The sequence below is a fragment of the Marvinbryantia formatexigens DSM 14469 genome, assembly GCF_025148285.1.
Taxonomy (GTDB): Bacteria; Bacillota; Clostridia; order Lachnospirales; family Lachnospiraceae; genus Marvinbryantia; species Marvinbryantia formatexigens.
This window is the reverse complement of the sequence record NZ_CP102268.1, coordinates 2,352,211-2,373,109: the sequence shown is the minus strand read 5'-3', so window position 1 is coordinate 2,373,109 and position 20,899 is coordinate 2,352,211. Positions and strand designations below refer to the sequence as shown.

The 20,899-nt window shown below is 48.1% G+C and carries 21 protein-coding genes; 6 read left to right on the top strand and 15 right to left on the bottom strand.

The window, feature by feature from the left end:
• Window positions 1-52 precede the first annotated feature (52 nt).
• From fabD to NQ534_RS11270, 6 genes are all read right to left on the bottom strand, one after another.
• The gene (gene fabD / locus NQ534_RS11295; protein ID WP_006859823.1) at window positions 53-976 is read right to left on the bottom strand and encodes an ACP S-malonyltransferase; all 924 of its coding nucleotides are present in this window, start codon (window positions 974-976) and stop codon (window positions 53-55) included.
• Window positions 969-1,895: an enoyl-[acyl-carrier-protein] reductase FabK gene (fabK, locus tag NQ534_RS11290; protein ID WP_006859822.1), complete on the bottom strand. Its 927-nt coding sequence runs from the start codon at window positions 1,893-1,895 to the stop codon at window positions 969-971. Before fabK ends, fabD begins: the two co-directional genes overlap by 8 nt.
• The gene (acpP, locus tag NQ534_RS11285; RefSeq protein WP_006859821.1) at window positions 1,895-2,128 is read right to left on the bottom strand and encodes an acyl carrier protein; all 234 of its coding nucleotides are present in this window, start codon (window positions 2,126-2,128) and stop codon (window positions 1,895-1,897) included. The genes fabK and acpP overlap by 1 nt, the downstream gene beginning before the upstream one ends.
• Window positions 2,129-2,225: 97 nt before the next feature.
• The gene (locus NQ534_RS11280; RefSeq protein ID WP_006859820.1) at window positions 2,226-2,465 is read right to left on the bottom strand and encodes a hypothetical protein; all 240 of its coding nucleotides are present in this window, start codon (window positions 2,463-2,465) and stop codon (window positions 2,226-2,228) included.
• Complete coding sequence (locus NQ534_RS11275; protein WP_006859819.1) at window positions 2,462-3,022, bottom strand: RNA polymerase sigma factor; 561 nt, start codon at window positions 3,020-3,022, stop codon at window positions 2,462-2,464. Before NQ534_RS11275 ends, NQ534_RS11280 begins: the two co-directional genes overlap by 4 nt.
• Window positions 3,023-3,268: 246 nt before the next feature.
• Window positions 3,269-4,312 (bottom strand): LacI family DNA-binding transcriptional regulator, encoded by a 1,044-nt coding sequence (locus NQ534_RS11270; RefSeq protein WP_260042607.1) that lies wholly within the window; start codon window positions 4,310-4,312, stop codon window positions 3,269-3,271.
• A gap of 253 nt (window positions 4,313-4,565) precedes the next feature.
• Here NQ534_RS11270 and NQ534_RS11265 point away from each other — a divergent pair, with 253 nt between their 5' ends.
• From NQ534_RS11265 to NQ534_RS11240, 6 genes are all read left to right on the top strand, one after another.
• Window positions 4,566-5,888 carry an ABC transporter substrate-binding protein gene (locus tag NQ534_RS11265; RefSeq protein ID WP_006859816.1) on the top strand — a complete coding sequence of 441 codons (1,323 nt, stop codon included), beginning with the start codon at window positions 4,566-4,568 and terminating at the stop codon, window positions 5,886-5,888.
• A 98-nt stretch (window positions 5,889-5,986) separates the two neighbouring features.
• Window positions 5,987-6,898 (top strand): carbohydrate ABC transporter permease, encoded by a 912-nt coding sequence (locus NQ534_RS11260; protein WP_006859815.1) that lies wholly within the window; start codon window positions 5,987-5,989, stop codon window positions 6,896-6,898.
• A gap of 4 nt (window positions 6,899-6,902) precedes the next feature.
• Window positions 6,903-7,745 carry a carbohydrate ABC transporter permease gene (locus tag NQ534_RS11255; protein ID WP_006859814.1) on the top strand — a complete coding sequence of 281 codons (843 nt, stop codon included), beginning with the start codon at window positions 6,903-6,905 and terminating at the stop codon, window positions 7,743-7,745.
• 33 nt (window positions 7,746-7,778) lie between these two features.
• A complete protein-coding gene (locus NQ534_RS11250; RefSeq protein WP_006859813.1) occupies window positions 7,779-9,284 on the top strand; it encodes an alpha-L-arabinofuranosidase C-terminal domain-containing protein in 1,506 nt (501 codons plus the stop codon).
• A gap of 141 nt (window positions 9,285-9,425) precedes the next feature.
• The gene (gene arfA / locus NQ534_RS11245; RefSeq protein ID WP_006859812.1) at window positions 9,426-10,925 is read left to right on the top strand and encodes an arabinosylfuranosidase ArfA; all 1,500 of its coding nucleotides are present in this window, start codon (window positions 9,426-9,428) and stop codon (window positions 10,923-10,925) included.
• 155 nt (window positions 10,926-11,080) lie between these two features.
• On the top strand, window positions 11,081-12,160 hold the full coding sequence (locus tag NQ534_RS11240; protein ID WP_006859811.1) for an erythritol/L-threitol dehydrogenase: 1,080 nt from the start codon (window positions 11,081-11,083) through the stop codon (window positions 12,158-12,160).
• 92 nt (window positions 12,161-12,252) lie between these two features.
• Here the strand turns inward: NQ534_RS11240 and NQ534_RS11235 are convergent, their stop codons facing one another.
• The 9 genes from NQ534_RS11235 to NQ534_RS11195 form a co-directional block, all read right to left on the bottom strand.
• Entirely contained in the window at window positions 12,253-13,122 is an 870-nt protein-coding gene (locus NQ534_RS11235) for a MurR/RpiR family transcriptional regulator (protein ID WP_006859810.1), read from the bottom strand.
• Between the two features lie 20 nt (window positions 13,123-13,142).
• Window positions 13,143-13,592, bottom strand: coding sequence for a NanQ anomerase/TabA/YiaL family protein (locus tag NQ534_RS11230; protein ID WP_040781200.1), 450 nt, complete (start codon window positions 13,590-13,592; stop codon window positions 13,143-13,145).
• Between the two features lie 17 nt (window positions 13,593-13,609).
• Window positions 13,610-14,404, bottom strand: a complete 795-nt coding sequence (locus NQ534_RS11225; protein ID WP_157200705.1) for an amidohydrolase family protein — start codon at window positions 14,402-14,404, stop codon at window positions 13,610-13,612.
• Between the two features lie 157 nt (window positions 14,405-14,561).
• Window positions 14,562-15,929, bottom strand: a complete 1,368-nt coding sequence (locus NQ534_RS11220) for an ABC transporter substrate-binding protein (protein WP_006859807.1) — start codon at window positions 15,927-15,929, stop codon at window positions 14,562-14,564.
• A gap of 70 nt (window positions 15,930-15,999) precedes the next feature.
• Window positions 16,000-16,854: a carbohydrate ABC transporter permease gene (locus tag NQ534_RS11215; protein WP_006859806.1), complete on the bottom strand. Its 855-nt coding sequence runs from the start codon at window positions 16,852-16,854 to the stop codon at window positions 16,000-16,002.
• On the bottom strand, window positions 16,851-17,741 hold the full coding sequence (locus NQ534_RS11210; RefSeq protein WP_006859805.1) for a carbohydrate ABC transporter permease: 891 nt from the start codon (window positions 17,739-17,741) through the stop codon (window positions 16,851-16,853). Before NQ534_RS11210 ends, NQ534_RS11215 begins: the two co-directional genes overlap by 4 nt.
• 38 nt (window positions 17,742-17,779) lie before the next feature.
• Window positions 17,780-18,700, bottom strand: a complete 921-nt coding sequence (locus NQ534_RS11205; RefSeq protein WP_006859804.1) for a dihydrodipicolinate synthase family protein — start codon at window positions 18,698-18,700, stop codon at window positions 17,780-17,782.
• A gap of 25 nt (window positions 18,701-18,725) precedes the next feature.
• Window positions 18,726-19,643, bottom strand: a complete 918-nt coding sequence (locus NQ534_RS11200; RefSeq protein ID WP_040781196.1) for a dihydrodipicolinate synthase family protein — start codon at window positions 19,641-19,643, stop codon at window positions 18,726-18,728.
• Between the two features lie 14 nt (window positions 19,644-19,657).
• Window positions 19,658-20,830, bottom strand: a complete 1,173-nt coding sequence (locus NQ534_RS11195) for a MalY/PatB family protein (protein WP_006859802.1) — start codon at window positions 20,828-20,830, stop codon at window positions 19,658-19,660.
• Window positions 20,831-20,899: the final 69 nt, after the last annotated feature.

Genomic DNA, 20,899 nt, shown 5'->3' with positions numbered 1-20,899 from the left:
GCCGGTTTCTATCCCAGCTCCGCCTGCATTCTGCACAGCCTTCTGCCGGTTTCTATCCCAGCTCCGCCTGCACGGCACGCAGCTCTGCGGGCGTTTCAATATGATACATTTTCACAGAACCGTCAATTTTCTTCATAAAATTGCTGAGAGTTTTTCCCGGTCCGATTTCAATAAAGGTGTCCACCCCGGCTCCAATCAGATAGCGCATACTCTGCTGCCAGCGCACGGGAGAATATACCTGCTGCGCCAGCAGACGGCGCAGCATCTGCACACCGGATACCGCCTCAGCCGTCACGTTGGAGACAAACAAAAGCTCCGGCTCCCGGATATCCACGTTCTCCAGGACATCCGCCAGCTTCTGCCCCGCCCCGGCAAGCATGGGCGAATGGAACGGTCCGCTGACCTTCAGCGGCACGACGCGCGCGGCTCCCGCCGCCAGCAATCTTTCAGACGCCTCCCGGACAGCCTCCTTTTCCCCGGTAATAACCTGCTGTCCCGGACAGTTATCGTTCGCCAGACTGACCACGCCATTTATCTCCGCGCAGATTTCTTCTACCGGCAGCGGTTTTCTGGAGAGTACCGCACACATGCAGCCCTCCCCCTCCGGTACCGCCGTCTGCATATAGACGCCGCGTCTGCATACAGTATGCACGGCGTCCGAAAAAGAAAAACTGCCTGCCGCTGTCAGCGCGCAATATTCTCCAAGGCTCAGTCCGGCGGCGGCATCCGCGCGGATTCCCTCCTTCTTCACCGCGCTCAGTATCGCGCAGCACGCCGTCAGAAGAGAGGGCTGTGTATATTGTGTTTCATTGATTTTTTCATTTTCTGTAAAGCAGATATCCTCTATGGAAAAGCCCGCCGCCTGCGACGCCAGCGCAAACATGCGGCGGCTCTCTTCGTATTCCTCATAAAATTCCCGTGCCATTCCCACATACTGCGCACCCTGACCCGGAAATAAAAATGCCGTTTTACTCATGCAGCAGCTCCTTTGCCTGTCCCATAATTTCCTCTATTATCTCCCGGCAGGTCTGCTCCTTTTTCACAAGTCCGGCAATCTGTCCCGCCATCATGGAGCCGTTATCGGTGTCGCCATCCTGCACCGCTCTGCGCAGTCCGCCGATAGTCAGCGCTTCCAGCTCCTCAAAGCCGCAGCCTTCCTTCTCCATCCGCAGATATTCCCGCGTCATTTTATTGCGGAGCGCGCGCACCGGATGACCTCCCGTGCGTCCCGTCACCGCCGTATCAATGTCCTTCGCACGCAGGACGCGTTCCTTATAATTCGGGTGAATGATGCACTCCTTTGCCGCCAGAAAGCGTGTTCCCATCTGGACGCCCTGTGCTCCGAGCATCATCGCCGCCGCAAAGCCGCGTCCGTCGCCGATTCCGCCCGCCGCAATCACCGGTATCTGTACTGCGTCAACAACCTGCGGCACCAGCGCCATCGTGGTAGTCTCTCCAATATGTCCGCCGGATTCGCAGCCCTCCGCAATCACGGCGTCCGCGCCGCTGCGCTGCATCATCTTCGCCATCGCCACCGACGCGACCACCGGTATCACACGGATTCCCGCTTCCTTCCATATCGCCATATAGGTTCCCGGATTGCCCGCTCCAGTCGTCACTGCCGAAACATGCTCCTCTGCCACAAGATGCGCAATCTCCTCCGCATAGGGACTGAGCAGCATAATGTTCACACCGAACGGTCTGTCCGTCAGCTCCCTTACCTTTCTTATCTGCTCCCTCACGTATTCGCAGGGCGCGTTTGCCGCCGCGATAATTCCCAGACCTCCGGCATTAGAAACGGCGGCCGCAAGGGTGCTTTCCGCTACCCATGCCATGCCGCCCTGGAGAATTGGATACTGTATACAAAGCAATTCTGTAATTGCCGTTCCTCTCATTATTTCCAGCTCCCCTTTTCCTCCAGGTAATCTGCCACAGCCTGTACTGTGTTCAGCTTTTCCAGTTCTTCCGACGGTATTTCCACTTCGTACTCTTCTTCCAGTGCGGAAACCAGCTCAAATAAATCCAGGGAATCCGCTCCGAGGTCCTTCCGGAAATCCGTTTCCGGATTCACCAGCTCCTCTTCTACATTTAACTGCTCCGCCACGATTGATATTAATTTTTCTAACATTGTTCTCTCCTTTATCCGCGCGCGTTCTTTTATGCCGCCCGCTCTGATTCGTCAACATTTTCTGTCTGTACAGGTCTGCACCTGCACAGCATTCTGATTACATGGACCCCATACGTGCATGTTTTTTGCATACAAGCAGTGCCACTGCCGCTGTCAGCGCCGCCGAGGTGACCGCAATTCCGGACACAATGGCGATTCTTTTTTTGTTCCGTTTTGGTTTTGTATACGGAAGAAGCTCTTCTTTCTGAATATCTCCCTCCGGGATTTCGTCTGCCGCCAGTTCCATATCCATCTGGCTAAATATATCAATCAGACGCGCCTGGCTCCACAAACTCATTCTGCCACCTCCTTCTCATAATGCTTCCGGATTTTTTTCTTCAGCCGGGACAATTTGCTGTCCACCGCATTTTCCGACATCCCCATTCCCATAGCAATCTGTCTGGTGCTCTGCAGGTAATAAAAGCGGCGCAGCACAATTTCTCTGTCCTTTTGCTTCAGTCCGGCAAGAACACGGCGCAGCGCTTCCACTTCCTCGCGGAAAATCATCTTCTGCTCCGGTCCCTGGCTGTAATCTATGTACTCCGACTGCAGGGTATCCTCTTCATCCAGACCCTCCAGTTCCTCCAGCCTGCGCAGCTTCCGTAAGTGATTCAGCGCCGTGTTCCGCGTAACCGCCTTCAGATATGTCTTAAAAGACGCCTTCCGGCAGTCAAACTCCGCAGCATGATTCCAGAGCTTCAGATAGACATCATTGATGCACTCCTCCACCACTGTGTCCCTGCCGCGCAGAATCGTCACAGCAATATAGCGGATGAGCTTTTCATAGCGCTGTTCAATCAGCACGATTCCCTGCTGGTCTCTGTTGACAAGCAGCTCCATAATATCTTCGTCCATCCGTCTCCTCCCTTCTGCTGCAGCTTAGTTGCTGTTTACTGCTGTTCACTCCGTTCGCAACAACCTTCAACAGTGCTTTCACTTACTTATACACCGGGAAATAAAAAACCTTGCAAAAATTTTTTAAGCCGCAGACATTTTCCTTCGGCAGAAGGCAGTCCGCGGCTTTTCTGATAAAATATTTCCCGGTCCGCACAGCGGATAACTGCGCGTTTATTCCCGCAAGCAAAGAGCCAGTTGCCTGGCTTACAGCGGGGTCTTTGATTCTGCCGGCGCAGGTCCGACAGTTCCGCCGTCAAACAGCTCCACCGGCAGAATTTCTTTTCTGACCGGAATTGCCGGATCCTGCAGGCGGGTGAGCAGCAGACGGGTGGCGGAGATGCCCAGGCTCTTCTCCGGCTGGCAGGAGATACTGGAAAGCTGCATCAGATAGGGAATGCTGGCAGTCAGATTATCGAATCCGATAACCGACACATCCTCCGGGATATGAATTTTTCTGCTCTTCAGGCAGTTCATGGCATAATACGCCATCTGGTCGTTAAAAGAGAGTATCGCCGTATAATCCACTGGAAGTATCAGCTCATGCACACGGTTCTCATCCACTGCTTTCAGGAATTCCACCGAAGAAATAATCCGGATATTCTCCTCCGGAATGCGGGCGTCACGCAGTGCCGCCAGGATTCCCTCTTGACGCAGAGGCTGGGCGCCGTTATCAAGCGGTCCCGCCAGATAAAGCAGCCTGCGGTGACCATAATCCGTCAGAATTTTTCCGGCAAGATAGCCGCCCGCAAAGTCATCACAGCGCACGCTGTCCGCCGGCATATCCGGCAGGTCGCGCCCCACCAGAATAACCGGTGTATTCGCCTGGTGGCTGCGCAGCACCATCGGCTGGTCATACGTTTTGGGGAAGAAGAGGATTCCGTCCACGTAATGCGAAAGCGCCGTTTCCAGAATCTCCATATCCGAGGTTCCTTCCTTATCCGTGCACAAGATAATGACATTATAGCCCTGCGCTTTCAGCAGTTCATTCATCTGTGCAATGATTTCTGTATAATACTGGTTTTTAATATCGTCAATGATAATAGCAATCATATTGCTTCTTCTTTTTCTGAGGGAGGACGCAAGATTGTTCCGGATGTAGCCAAGCTCGTTTGCCGTATCCCTCACCTTCCGGCTGGTCTCTTCCGAAAGGCGCATATCGCCGCGGAGTACGCGGGACACCGTATTGACGGAAACCCCGCAGGCATCTGCAATGTCTTTTAGTGTAACACGATGATTTGTGCGCTGCATAAAAACCCCTTTTCTTTCACATATTCCGGACGCCGGAACTTTTATATCCACTATCATAACATATCCCCCGCGAATATTGAACAGATAATTTTCTGCACTATTTTTTCATATCATTTTATACAAAAATGCCATATCGTTTTTGTTGAATATGTTAAAATGACTAAAATAGTCAATTTTTATCTTGACAAATTGTAAGAATAACGTTAATCTAAACACAACAAATATAATCTCGCAACAAGAAAGGAGAACATTCATGAACAAAAAATTAGTTACAGGCGCACTTGCTGCGGCAACAGCACTCACAATGGCTTTCGGCGGCACTGCGCTGGCGGAAGACGCTTCCACACAGGGAACCAACACCTTTGTGGACGGCGGAACAGACATGGAATTCTGGACCTTCCAGGAGCTTCACGTAGCATTCTGGACCTCAATGGCAGATGTATGGAATGAGCAGAATCCGGACAGACCGATTAACCTTACCGTTACCACCGGAGAATCCCATTCCCTGCACAGCAAGCTGCTGATTGCCTGCCAGGCAGGTGAGGGCGCACCGGATATGGCGGATATCGAAATCGGTTATTACGGTTCCTTTCTGAAGGATGGCTATCTGGTTCCGATCAACGATGCGGTAGAACCCTATAAAGATGATGTTGTTATGTCCCGTGTCACCATGTACGGCGACAGCGAAGGCAACTACTACGGTGTAGACTTCCACCTTGGCGCAACCGTTACCTACTACAACATGGACATCATGAATGAAGCAGGCATCGACCCGGCAGACATCGTAACCTGGGACGACTATGTAGAAGCAGGCAGAACAGTTCTGGAAAAGACCGGCAAGCCGATGTGCGCAGTAGAGACCTCAGACCTCTTCCTTCCGCAGTGTATGCTGCTTGAAAAAGGCGTACAGTACGTAGATGCAGAAGGAAACCCGCAGATCGCAACAGAAGAGCACGCAGAGGTTATCAATTATATCAGAAGCATGCTTGACGAAGGCATCTGCATTATCGCACCGGGCGGCGGCTTCCACACAGAAGAATGGTACGGCTTCCTGAACGGCGGCAACGTTGCTTCCATCACCATGCCGCTGTGGTACATGGGACGTTTCACAGATTACTGCTCAGATCTGAACCAGAAGATGGCTATCTACTCGATTCCGGTATGGAACGAAGGCGATACACGTGAAGTTCTTCAGGGCGGTACCGGAACCTCCGTTATCAAAGGCACAGAAAACGAGCAGCTTGCAAAAGACTTCATCGCATTTGCAAAGCTCTCCGCAGAAGGCTGTACTTATGAGTGGGAAGAGCTTGGATTTGACCCGATCCGCACAGAGCTGTGGGATGACCCGGCTATCACGGAAAATACGGACAACAAGTTCCTGTCCTTCTTCCTCACAAATCCGTTTGATATTCTGAAAGCAAACGGTACGGATATTACGGCTCCGGATATCTCCGGTTCCTACTCCGCTACATACAGCACACTGGTATCCACAACCTACTCCAACGCGTTCGAGTTCTCAACAGACCAGGATGCAGCAGAACTGCTCCAGAGCGAACAGGATACCATTATCTACTAAAACAAACCTTGCGGATTTCCTGAGAAAACGCATAGAACAGGACAGGGTGTCGTAGGCAGAGCCTGCGGCACCCTTTTTAGAAACGGGAGGGATATATAATGAAAAGCGAAAAGAAAAGCCTGTTTAAAAGATTCCTGTATTCGCAGAAGGTAGCGCCCTATGTATTTGTCGCACCGTTCATCATTACGTTTCTGGTATTTTTTGCCTATTCCATCGTGAACATGATAATCATGAGCTTCCAGAACGTTGCCGGCGCCAATTCCACCTTTGCAGGATTAAAGAATTACTCGATCGTAACAAACGCCGTCTTTATTAAGAGCCTGAAAAACAGTATCTTCTACACCATTGTCTCCTGCGCGCTGATGATTCCCATCCCGATGGTGCTTGCCATTCTTCTGAACAGCAAGCATATGCGCTGCAAGAGCACCTTCCGGAGCATTCTGTTTATTCCGGCACTGACCTCAGTCGTTGTGGCGGGCGTTGTGTTCCGTCTGATGTTCGGCGAGCTGGAAGGCTCCTTTATGAACCAGGTAATGTCTATTTTCGGCGTTGGTCCGCTGGTGTGGCTGCGTCAGCCCGTGACCGTATGGCTGGCACTGTTCTTCCTCTGTCTGTGGAGATGGACCGGTGTAAACATGATGTATTATCTGTCCGGACTTCAGCAGATTCCCCAGGATCTTTACGAATCTGCCTCCATTGACGGAGCCTCCGCAATGCAGCAGATGCGTTATATTACTATCCCGCTTCTGAAGCCGACCACGATTTACGTACTTACGATTTCCATTTTCGGCGGCATGGCGATGTTCTCCGAAAGCTACATGCTCTTCAACGGAAACAAATCCCCGAACAATGTGGGAACCACGCTTGTCGGTATGCTTTACCGCATGGGCTTCGAGCAGAACCAGCTTGGTATTGCAAGCGCCATCGGCGTAATTTTCCTGGCGATTGTACTTGTCGTCAATCTGTTCCAGCTCCGTCTCAACGGTACGTTCGGAAAGAAAGGAGAGTAAGACTATGTCCATGAAGAAAAAATCACAAATCAGCTCCATCCTGCTGTTTATACTGTTTACCGTGATTGCCATCATTACGCTTCTTCCGCTCCTGCTGCTGGCGGTATCCTCCCTGCGTCCCGGCTCAGACCTGATGCGTTACGGACTGAACTTTTCCATCGACTGGGCAAACGCGAATCTGGATGAATACAAACTGCTGTTCAGCGGAGAAAACAATTACTTTATCTGGTACCGCAACAGCCTTGTCATCACGGTGGTGCAGGTGGCGCTCGCCCTGTTCCTCAGCGCATGCGTGGGCTACGGCTTTGCCATGTACGATTTTAAGTTTAAGAACACGCTCTTTTTGTGCGTACTGCTTGTCATGATGGTTCCAAACGAGGTCATCCTGCTTCCGCTGTACCGTCTTGTACAGAAAATGGGGCTGATGAACAGCATGTGGGGCATCATTCTTCCCTATATTGTTGTGCCGATGCTGGTGTTCTTCTTCCGGCAATATTTGTCCGGCATTCCGCGGGATTTCCTCGATGCGGCGCGCGTGGACGGCTGTACGGAATACGGAATCTTTTTCAAAATCATGGTTCCGCTTATGAAGCCTTCTTTCGCGGCAATGGGCATCTACCAGGGTATGCAGAGCTGGAACAATTTCCTCTGGCCGATGATCGTAATCAATGATATCAACAAGATTACGCTTCCGGTCGGTCTGCAGAGCCTGCTCTCCCCGTATGGAAACAATTACGACATTCTGATTGCCGGCTCCTGCTTCGCCATCATACCGATTCTGATTCTGTTTATCTGCTTCCAGCGTTACTTTATCGAAGGTATGACCGCGGGCGGCGTAAAAGGATAAGCAATCATGCCCTGTTGAAAAGGAGACCTGATTATGAGTGACAGCATTATGAAATTATACGGCACCCGGCAGCGGGTGACCGGCAAGCGCAATCCTATGATATACGGACATTTTATCGAGCATTTTCACCGTCAGATTTACGGCGGCGTGTACGACCCCGGCAATCCGCTCTCCGATGAAGACGGCTTCCGCAGCGACGTCATCGAAGCCATGAAAAAAATAAAGGTGCCCGTTCTGCGCTGGCCGGGCGGCTGCTTCGTTTCCTCCTATCACTGGAAGGATGCCGTCGGCAAAAACCGGGTTCCCCTGTTCGATAAGGCGTGGCGCGTGGAGGACCCGAATTCCTTCGGAACGGATGAGTATATCCGCCTCTGCCGAAAAATCGGCTGCGAGCCGTATATCTGCACAAACGCCGGAACCGGTACCGCCGAGGAAATGAGCGACTGGGTGGAATACTGCAACCTGGAAAACGAGGGGCAGTATGCAAAATGGCGGATTCAGAATGGTTTCCCACAGCCTCATAAGGTGCGCTACTGGAGCATCGGCAATGAAAACTACGGCTTCTGGGAAATCGGAGCCAAAACAGCAGACGAGTGGGGACATCTTGTCTGCGAAGCCGCCAAAATGATAAAACATGTGGACCCGGACACCGAGCTGACAGCGGCGGCGCTTACAGATTTAAGGTGGAACATCAATCTGCTGGAGAGCAGCGGACAGTTTCTCGACTGGATTTCCATCCACGAATACTGGGACGCTATCCATCAGACGAACGATTATGCAGACTATGAAGCGGTCTGCGCATACACAAACAACATAGACCATTCTATCCGGGAGGTGCGCGGTCTGCTTGCCGCCATGAAGCTGGATAAAAAAATCCGCATCGCGTTTGACGAGTGGAACCTGCGCGGCTGGTACCATCCCAATGTGCATACCATCGAGCAGGGGCGCACGAAAGAGGATTATCTGTACCCGCGCGATAAGAACGACGAAAACAGCAGGTATACGATGGCGGACGCGGTGTTTACCGCCTGCTTCCTGAATGCCTGCAACCGTCACTGTGATATTGTGGGGATGGCGAACTTCGCTCCCATTGTAAACACAAGGGGCTGTATTTTCACGTATCCGGAGGGCATCGTGCTGCGCACGACCTACCATGTATTCGACCTCTATGTAAATTATCTGGGCGACACGGTGCTCGATGGCTGGTGCGCGGATATGCCATGCATGACTGTCCGCGACAAGCAGGGCGGGACGCAGGAAACAGATATCTGCGACTTTGTAGTGACCTGCTTCTCCGACCGGGAAGGGCTGGCAGTTGCGCTGGTAAATAAAGACCCGGCAGAGGAACAGTCCGTGCAGCTTATGCTGGAGGGAGCCGGGGAAGCGGTGCTTTATTATATTGCCGGCGACAGCACGGAGGCTTATAATGATATCGGACATACCGAAGTAACAATCCAGCGGGAGACGCTCGGCGCGTACACGCCCGGCATGACCGTCCATCTGAAACCCCATATGGTCGGCGTCCTGCAGATCGGGTAATTTCCGGCTTGTGATATTGTTTCTATAAAGATTATCTGAAACCGGAAAAGTCCCCCACAAAACCGGTATGAAAAGACAAAAAACGAACGCAAGAACAAATATGAGAAAAGGAGTGACAGAACATTGGCTAAACAGGCAAAAATGATTATCGACAAAGATTTCCGGGTCTCCGAAATTGACAAACGCATCTATGGTTCCTTTATCGAGCACCTGGGCAGAGCCGTTTACGACGGCATTTACCAGCCGGGCAATCCCCTGTCCGACGAATCCGGTTTCCGCAGGGATGTCACGGAGCTTGTAAAAGAACTGGATGTTCCTATTATCCGTTATCCCGGAGGCAATTTTGTTTCCAGCTTTGTGTGGGAGGACAGCGTGGGACCTGTCGCACAGCGCCCGAAGCGGCTGGAGCTGGCGTGGGAGAGCCTGGAGGAAAATAAGGTAGGCGTAAATGAATTTGCCGGCTGGGCGAAAAAAGCCGGTTCTGAGGTGATGATGGCGGTGAACCTCGGTACAAGAGGCATCGCGGACGCCTGCAACCTGCTGGAATACTGCAATCATCCCGGCGGAACAAAATACAGCGATATGCGTATCTCCCACGGCGTAAAAGAGCCGCACAACATTAAGGTATGGTGCCTGGGAAATGAGATGGACGGTCCCTGGCAGCTCGGTCACAAGACGATGGACGAGTATGGACGTCTCGCCGAGGAAACCGCAAAGGCCATGAAGATTGTGGACCCCACCATCGAGCTGGTATCCTGCGGAAGCTCCAACCGCGATATGCCCACCTTCCCGCGCTGGGAAGCGACCACTCTGGAATATACTTATGATTATGTGGACTATGTCTCTCTTCATCAATATTACGATAACGTGGCGGGCGACACGGAGGATTTTCTTGCAAAATCTGATGATATGGATGATTTCATCCGTTCCGTTATCGCGACCTGCGACTATGTAAAGGCGAAAAAACGCGGCAAAAAGGATATCAATCTGAGCTTTGACGAGTGGAACGTGTGGTATCACTCCAAAGAAGCGGAAATGGATCTGCGCAAAAATCAGAAATGGTCCGTTGCGCCGCCGATGCTGGAGGATATTTATAATTTTGAGGACGCCCTGCTGGTAGGACTGATGCTGATTACGCTGATGAAGCATGCGGACCGCGTAAAGATGGCGTGTCTGGCACAGCTTGTCAATGTTATCGCGCCGATTATGACTGACCAGAACGGCGGTCCTGCATGGAAGCAGACCATCTTCTATCCGTATCTTCATGCTTCTAAATACGGTCGCGGGACCGTGCTGAAGCCGGTCGTAAAAACTCCGGTGCACGACACCGCAATGCATGATAATGTCACCGATATGGAAAGCGTTGTGGTGTGGAACGAGGAAAAGGAGGAAATCACCATCTTCGCAGTCAACCGGAATCTGAAGGATGACCTGGAACTGACGACAGATCTGCGCGGCTTTGAGGGATATAAGCTTATTGAGCATATCGTGCTGGAGAGCAGCGACATGAACCTTACAAACAGTGCTGGCGGACAGCTCGTCGCGCCGAAAACCTGCAGTCAGTCAGAAATGGACGACGGCATCATGACCAGCCTGCTTCACGCAGCCTCCTGGAATGTGATACGGCTTGGCGCACGCTGACATACATAATGAAACCTTTGCGCTGTGGTATTTGTAGGGGAATTCCGTCTGCCATATGTCTGGCGGCAGACGATAGGCAGACGGATTCCGACACAAATTCCTTCGCGCATAACAACACCTGACTTTTGTACAATTCAGAAAGGAGCAGACAGACTATGAGTAATTTACCTAAAACCATGAAAGCACTGGTTGCCTATGGACCGGGCGATTACCGTCTGGAGACGGAGCATCCGGTACCGGTTTGCGGACCGGACGATATCATTATTAAAACCGAAGGCTGCGGCGTCTGCGTCAGTGATGTAAAATGCTATCACGGTGCCGGAAGATACTGGGGAAGTGAGACTGAAAAAGCATGGGTGGAGCCGCCGTTCATCCCCGGACATGAATTTCTCGGTTTTGTGGCGGAAATCGGCGAAAACGTGAAGGGCTTCGAAATCGGCGACCGCATCACCGCCGACCAGATACTGCCCTGCGGCGAATGCCGTTTCTGCAAAAGCGGCAGATACTGGATGTGCCAGCCGCACAAAATGTTTGGCTATCAGAATACCAACGACGGCGGCATGGCGGAATATGTGCGCTATCCAAAGACAGCCGTCATTTCCAGGGTTCCAAAGGAGCTTCCGCGGGAAAAAGCCCTGCTGATTGAGCCGTATGCCTGCTCCAAGCACGCGGTGGACCGCGCGGGCGTCACAAACGAGGATATTCTCGTTATCGCCGGAGCCGGTACCCTCGGTCTTGGCATGATTACCTACGCGCGCATGAAAAACCCGGCAAAGCTTGTCGTGGTGGATATGATTGACGAGCGTCTGGAAAAAGCAAAGGATTTCGGAGCGGATATTGTAATCAATCCTTCTAAAGAGGATGCGATCGCAAAGATTATGGAGCTGACCGACGGCTACGGCTGCGACATCTACATCGAAGCAACCGGACATCCCTCCAGCGTGAAACAGGGTCTGGCAATGGTCCGCAAGCTCGGCACCTTTGTCGAGTTCGGTGTGTTCGCGCAGGAAACCAGCGTCGACTGGTCCGTCATCGGCGACGGCAAAGAGCTGAACGTACTCGGCTCCCACATCAGCCCCTACTGCTATCCCTTCGTCATTGAGCACATGACCGACGGCAGCCTGAAAACGGACGGTCTGATAAAGCGTACCTTCCCCATCGAGAAATGGGAGGAAGCCTTCGAATACGCCAGCGGCAAATACGGAGACTTCAAGGTGGCAATCACCTTCGACTGATAAGAACAGGAAGCGAGCAGGACTAAAAAGCATCCACCGGTCGCGTCGTATGCATGGCAACAAAAACTGCCGGTCGGGAGGTCAGAAAACCTTCAGACCGGCAGTCTTTCTGTTCTGTACAGCCTTCTGCCTTCATTGAGCGCTGTTAAGGTATCCCCATGAAGGGATTTTTTTAAATACCGGTCCTGATTTACATAATAATGATACAAAATATCAATTAATATCAGTAGCGGTAACTGCGGCGAAATCACATTTCCAAAATTCATATATCGAAAAGAAGGCAGACGCACCACTTCCGTACAGTACTGCCGGAGCTGTTCCCGTTCATTGGCCGTAAAAAGTACCGTCTGTGCTTTCCTCTTGCCCGATTCCCGCAAAAGATACAGTACCTCTTCGGTTTCTCCGCTCAGACTCAGCCCGATTACCAGTTTTCCCGGATTCATGAAAACAGTCTGCATCCGCATTCTGTCCGCATCCTGGATAGAATCAATGTCTACACCAATCCGCGCAAAACGGCTTTCCATTTCACAGGCTGCCTGTCCGGAACTTCCCATTCCGCATACATACACCCGGTTTGCCGTATTCATGCAACGTACAATATGCAGAATCTGGGTCTCATCTACCAGATTATAGGTTTTATTCAAAACCTCCTGATATAAATCCAGAACCATTTGTATGTTGTTATCAGCATGCTTTTTTCGTCTGACATCCCTCAGGCTCTTCTCATACTGATAAATCATTTCACGATACCCCCGGAAACCGCACTTTTTCGCAAAGCGCGAAAGAGATGCTTCCGAAACAAACAGGCGTTCCGCCACATTCTTTGCCGCCAGTTCCTCTGTCCCGTATCCTGACAGACGTTCTTCATCGGTAAAAAAATCTGCAATGCATTTTTCAATCTGTGTAAAGCTCTCGTATTTTGTTCTGATAAATGGAATCGGAATTTTCCCGTCTTCTTTCATTCCCTGTTTCCCTCTGCTGTTTATATCTGTACCTTAAAAATCGCTTTCTTTATCTTCTGTGGCTGCTCATTCATAATCGCTGTCATGTGTGCATCCTGAGGCATACATATCAAAAAATCTCCCTCCCGCATCGTCACAGTTGCCGTCGCCTGCCCGTCCAGTGGCAGGAAATCCTTATCCGGTTCGTATTCTCCCGGATTCATCCTCCAGACAAATCCAAGGTCAATGGTTTCTATTCCCTGCAGCATCACATGCACATCCAGATATTTCCGATGTGCTTCCCAAAAGCGTTCACTGCGCACAGTTGTTGTATACTCCGAAACATTTACATAAAAATGTCTCCCATTTATTTCATATGTTCCCGGCTGCATATGCAGCATGTCATGATTTTTCACATAAGCAAAGCATGCTGTCAGCTTTTCTTCCAGAAATTGCCATGTTTCTTTTTGCTCTACGTTTCCATATATCATTTTATTCTCCATTCTTCTTACACATCTGCCAGCTTTGGGAGCAGTTGTACTGCATTTTTCCAGAAAATCGCTTCTTTCTGTTTTTCCGTCAGCTCCGCGGTTTCTATTCTTTTTTTCATCATTGGTATATGGTGCAGCGGAGTATCTGTCCCAAACAGCAGTTTCTTTTCAGAAACCTCACGCACCGCCCACTCTATCAGCCCGTTCAGAATACTTCTGGCACTTGATACATCTGTATAAATATTATTTTTCGCTGCTTCTCTGATTGCCCGCACCTGATGTGAAATATCACCGTCATAACCACATCCGAGGTGAGCAACAATTACCTGTACATCCGGAAAACGATTCACAAACGTCACAAAATGCTCCGGCATACTCAGCATTTCTCCGCTATGGGACAGCAATACCGCTTTCTGATTGCTGCAAAACGAAAAAATCTCATCTCCCCATTGTCCAATATCATATTTTTGTGCATCCGGATGTATTTTCACCCCGACACATTTTTCTCCCCGCAGCATTTTTTCCGCCTGATAATAGCTCTCCGGCATCAATGGATTAACAACTACCCACTGATAAATCCAGTCATGCGTCTGCGACAGCTCTTCCATGCAACGATTAGCATCCAGCAATTCCTCTTTATTACGTGGAAATATCCCCTCCATCGGTGAAATGCAGGCTGCCTGGATTCCCTGCAGACGGTATATTTCCTCCAGCTTCTTTAAGCTGATACGATACATTTCTTTTTCCAGAACCCCCTGCGGAAATCCATCCGGATTTCCAAAATGCGCATGAACATCTATTATTTTATACATATATGCAACCCCATTCATCATTTCTGATTGCACCGGAGCGCAATCCAGTTCTCCACTGAGAGTAAGAGCCGCAGATATAAATCTGCAGCTCTTTCATGAATCTGAAACAATATTACTCATATCACAGAATTTTTGCCGCAGAACGGATTATAATCATTTACTGATTATAAACCACAGAGTTTGCCCGTCCTTCATCAATTACCTGATTGCCCTTTTCCACATAATCATCCAGAGCTTCCTGTGCCGTTTTCTGTCCAATCAGTGCAGCCTGAAGTTCCGGGAACAGCACGTTTCTCAGCTCGTTATAACCCGGCATGTTATTGGAAAAATTAAATATATACTGTGCATTTGCGTTATATGCCTCCAATAACGGCATTTCATCCTTTACCTGCTCCGTTACAGAAGTGCGCACCGGCAAAGTATTCTTAGAAGCAAGTACCAGTTCCTCATCCGTGCATACATACTGGATGAAGTCCTTAGAAGCAGCAATTCTGTCTTCGTCACCTGTATTCATTGCCATAAAGCCGGAAACATACGTGAAAGAATGCGGTTCCGGGTCTCCAGGGATGTTGGCCAGTCTAGCATCAAACGGCTCTACTGTACCGTTTGACATATCCGTCTGAAGATTTGTATACAATGTACTGTTTGTAAAACTTACCGCAATCTGCTGATTCTGGAACATCGCGTTACAGTCATTCGAAGTCAGAGATTCCGCTCCCGGAACAGTCAGACCGTCCGCAGACAGGTCGAGAATGTACTGAAGCGCCTTTACTCCGTTCTCTTCATTTACACACAGATGCCCGGTTTCGTCAAAAAACGTATTTCCAAACATTCTCAGATAGGTAAGATTCCATGTATCTGCCTGATTGTTCATGCAGAACAGCGACATCGGATATACGCCGCCCAGCTCCTCACAGTCTCTCAGAGCTGTCAGTATTTCTCGCAGTTCATCCGGCGACCATGTAGCAATCTCATATTCCCCTTTAATGTAGTCATCAAGACCTGCTGTTTTAAACATATCGGCATTGTAAATCAATGTCCCCGGCATATGTGCAAATGGGAAAATAAATGTTGCTCCCTCTACCTGGCAGTTTTCCCAGATTCCATCCGCAATGTCTGCCTTGTCATCCTCGCTGATAATATCGTCCAGAGCTACAATCGAGCCTTTATGATAATAAGAAGACATTGTAAATGCTCCCTCATACACAATATCCGGAAGCGTATCTGTTGACTCCGCAACATTCAGTTTTTCGTCTCTGCTGTCGCCTGCAATAACTTCTACATTAATCGTTACATTTGGATGCATCTCGTTGTATCTCTTTGCAGCTTCCTTGAAGAAACTGTCATAATCCGCATCCGGTTCATCCCCGCTGAAAACACCTTTCCAGCTCGGTGTCAGCCACAGCGTCAGTGATACATCTTTTCCGCCTGCGATTTCCTGTCCTTCATCAGCTGCAGTTGCCGGAGCCGTCATTGACAGTACCATTGCAGAAGCCAGTGCCATTGCCATTACTCTTTTTTTCATTTGATTTCCTCCTTTGAATTTTATTGTTTAAGAATGCATCTCATGTCATTCCTCAAACCATATTAAAACATTATTCTTTTACTGCACCCATCGTAATACCAGATGTGAAGTACCTCTGGAAAAACAGGAAAATTAAAAGCATAGGTACACTTGCCACCGCAGCTCCTGCCATTTTATAACCATAGTTCGGGCTAATCTCCTGCATAATGCTGGCTGTACCAACCATTAACGTCATCATATTCTTGCTTCTGGCAATCAATAACTGCCAAAGGTAATCATTCCATATATTTACAAAATTCAAAATAAACAACGCTCCAATACCTGGTTTCACGATTGGTATTATCAGCTCTGAAAAAATACGGAATTCACTTGCGCCATCCAGCTTACCCGATTCCCTTATCGAATCCGGTACGGTGTCAAAAAATCCTTTCAGCAGAAAAACGCCAAACGTACTTGCCACATTCGGTAATATCATTCCCGCATATGTATCACTGAGATTCAAATTTGTAATAATCTGAAACAAAGGAACAATGAAAATCTCCTTCGGTATCATCAGTGCACCTATAAAAATAGCAAATATAATATTTTTTCCTTTAAATCGAACCTTTGATATTCCGTAGGCAGCCATTGATGAACAGATAACCACAAGCATTGTTGTCAAAAAAGCAACCAGGAAACTGTTTGCCGCCCACCGGAATGCCGGTTGTCCTCTAAACAAATCCAGATAATTCTGGTAACGGAAAGTTTTCGGCCACCAGTCCGGCGGCATCTTAAAAATTGCCGCCGATGTTTTGAAGGAACTTGTGATAAGATAGTAAAATGGAAATAAATTAATGATGGCATATAAAATAACCAGTACATTCACAAACTTATCCAGCGGTTCCATGCGCTTCCATTTACGTAAAAAGCCTTTCTTTTTCTTCATCGACCGCCCTCCTTCTCCGTCATGCTTGAAAACTGGGGGATTGCAATAATTACCGCTATAATAAACATCAGTACACCAACTGCAGCCGCAATATTTTTCTTGTCATATGCAAATGCATTTTTGTACAGATAATACATCATTGTCATAGTAGCATTATTCGGTCCTCCATCTGTCATCAGCTGGATTACAACAAACAGCTTCAGAATCGAAATAATTGTTGTAACAGACAGATACAGCGTTGTCGCTTTCACAAGCGGAATAATAATTTTTATGGAAATCTGGAGTTTGCTTGCGCCATCCACCTTTGCCGCCTCCAGCATTTCCGAAGAAACGCCATTCATACTTGCTACATACATAATTACCGCCGTACCCACACTTGCAATAATCGTTACAAACGCAATCACCCAGATTGCCGTGTCCGGATTACCAAGCAGATTCGTATTCTTCGAACCCATCTTTCCCAGATAATAATTCACCAGACCATTTGCCGGATTCAGCAGGAATTTCCATACCATACTCATTACGACCGTGGAAACGATTACCGGAAGGTAAACTGTACTTCTGATAAAAGTAACATAGCCATTGCTCTTGTCAAATATCGCCAGAGAAATTACCAGTCCCAGAAGCAGCATTCCCACAGTAATAACTGCAACTAAAAATAATGTATTGAAAATACTTTTAATAAATACGCTATCCTGGAAAAGAGTAATGTAATTCTGCAGTCCTACAAACGTATTTTCTACGGCAGTTGTCTTGTAAAGACTGATACGAAATCCCTCAAAAATCGGGTAAACTGTAAATACCGCAAAAAACAACAGCTGCGGCAATACAAACAGAAAACCTGTCAGTGTTTTATTCCAATGCCACTTCCTTTTCGTTTTATTCATCTGATTCTTCTCCTTTTTGAAAAATCAATTATCAGTCATCATGAAAACTTTGCAACAGCTTCCCTGATTTTCTGCAGACTGCTCTCAATCTTTGCTTCATCCAGCTTTCTGTCAACAGAGGCCAGCGGTTTTCTTACATCACCCAAATCAATTCCTTCTCTTCTGCGGATAATCTCTTTAATTACCGCATACATATTTCCTCTGCAGGAACAGATTTCATAAATAATCTCATCTGCCGCATACTGAATCGGGCGCGCTTTTTCATATTCTCCATTTTTACAAAGCTCATAAATCTTCAGGTACAATTCCGGCATTACACCATAGGTTCCGCCAATCGCCCCATCCGCACCAATAGCAAGTCCTCCGACAAGCTGCTCATCCGGACCATTAAATACAGCAAAATCTTTTCCGCCATCCATTTTAAACATCTGAATATCCTGAATTGGCATGGAACTGTTTTTTACGCCTGCCACCCGTGGATTTTTCAGCATTTCATGAAACAGTGACATCGTAAGTGCTGTTCCGGCAAGCTGCGGGATATTATAGATTATAAAATCCGTGTCTGGTGCCGCTGCAGAAATATCGTTCCAGTACTGTGCAACCGAATGCTCCGGCAGATGGAAATAAATCGGCGGAATAGAGGCAATTGCATCCACGCCGCACTTTTGTGCATGGGCAGCCAGTTCGCAGCTATCTTTCGTATTATTACATGCAACATGGGCAATCACAGTCATTTTTCCTTTTGCCACTTCCATCAACGCTTCCAGAAGTCTCTTGCGTTCCTCAACACTCTGATAAATGCACTCACCAGAAGAGCCCCCAACGTATACGCCCTTCACGCCTTTCTCCAGCAAATACTGTGCCCAGATTTGCGTCCTCTTTTCACTTATACAGCCATCCTCTGCATAGCAGGCATAAAATGCCGGTATAATTCCCTGATATTTTGTAATGTCTCTCATATGTTTCCTCCTTTATATGTATTAATTATTGAAACCATTGTGGAAGTCTCTCCCGCATTTTTCTCATGTAGTTGTTTACCTGCTCTTCCGAGAAGGTCTGATATGGCGGATACAATCTCATTGGAAATTCCGGCAGCACTGTTTTTATATAAAGTTTATCGTATGCCGCATTAATTACCGGTGTCGCACATGTTTCAAACAGAACCTCCTGTGAAACTGCCACTTCCTTTTCAAGTTCAACAATTGTCGGAATATCCTTTTCAATTCCCGCACGATATAGCCGCCATGCTGTTGGAAGATGTGAGGAGATACTGGAAAATAACATACTGCACTCTCCAAAAAGACAGCCATATCCATAGCCATACTCACTCAGCACAAACTGAATCGGAGTTTCCGCTTTTACTGCATTAATTACATCCTCCAGAGAATCATTCATAAACTTAACCGCTGCCAGGTTCGGGATTTCACTGGCAAGCCGCACATAATCCTTGGCACGGAGCAATTTTTTCGAACGCCCCCCATTGTTATAATGCATAAATTTGCAATCTGGAAACGAATCACATATCTGATGAAAGAAAACATCCACTTCTTCATCCGTCAACGCTCCCCATGATGGAAAAGAAATCTGAAAATCCCGCACCCCCAGATTATACGCCAGTTGTAAGCGATGCAGAATTTCGGAAGAAGAAAGACTGATTACTCCCACAATCGGTGTTGTATCTGTATTCTTCAACTCATCCACAAAAATTCTGCTGATTTCCACAAATTGCTCATCATTTACCGCAAACCCTTCGCCTGCCGTTCCAAAGATATACAAATATTTCAAACCACCCTCTGACATCGTGTGTACGCCTTTTCGAAACAGCGCCTCATCCAGAGTGAAATCATTCTTCCACGGAACCAGTGCCGCCCCCAGTGCCATCCTCGGATATCTTTTTTCCATTTTCTTATCCTCCTTTATGCAAATACTTTTTTGAGCCGGGTCAAAGCCTCTGCGAGCCTGGTCCTCGGACATGCATAGACCATACGTACGCAGGTATCTCCGCCTCTTATAAAATCATCACCTCTTGTTACTGCAATGTGCGCTTCATTTACAATTTTTTCTATGATTTCATCCTGGCAAAGACCGGTCTTTGCAAAATCCAGCCACAGAAAATATGTAGCCTGCGGTACATAAGCCTGAATGACCGGAATATTTTCCTTTATATATTCCACCGCAAAGCTCGCATTATCCAGCAAATACCTCTGCAGCTCATCAACCCACTGCGCTCCATTCAGATATCCCCCTATCATAGCTTCTACGCCAAGTGTATTTTTCAGCTTCAGTCCGGAAGCGAGCAAAGCTTTTTTAAAGCGATCCGCGAGATTCTGGTTCTTAATCACTGCATAGGCTGTACAAAGACCAGCAATATTAAAGGTTTTTGTAGGTGCATAAAGAGCAATGGTAATTTCCGCTGCCTTGTCCCCTCCTGCTTTCAAAACCGGAAGGAACGGATGTGTCAGAGTCATATCCGCGTGTATTTCATCTGAAATAATATACACCCTGTGACGCCAGCACAATTCTACCAGTATTTCCAATTCCTCCTGTGTCCAGATGCGTCCCGTCGGATTGTGTGGTGAGCAAAGCAAAAATAATTTAATGTTTTCTTCCTCTATCTGTTTCTCCATTCGTGCAAAATCCATATAGTAAAGTTCTTCTTTTTTTATCATAGGAGAAGGAACCAGGATTCTTTCATTATTTAGGACCGCATTGGAAAAGGCATGATATCCCGGTGTGGAAATCAAAATTTTGTCTCCTTTTTCTGTCAGTCCCTGGATTGCCATTGCCACACCTCCCAGTACACTTGCTACCGGGATAATTTCTTCTTTTTTTATTTCGCTTCCATAACGCTTTTTGTGCCACAGTATAATACTTTCTTCATAGCGTGCAGGCAATTTCATATATCCAAAAACCGGATGTTCCATGCGAGTACGGATAGCATCCATTACCGCTGGCGGACAAGCGAAATCCATATCTGCTGTCCACATAGGGAGCATATCATCTGCCTGTACCTGATAAGGAATATCGTCCCACTTGCTGCAATCTGTTCCATTCCTGTCAATTATGGCGTCAAAATCGTATTGGTACATTTGGCACATCCTTTCTTCTATTTCTTGATTATTTTTGTTAAAATAATATAAATATGGCTAAACTTTTAA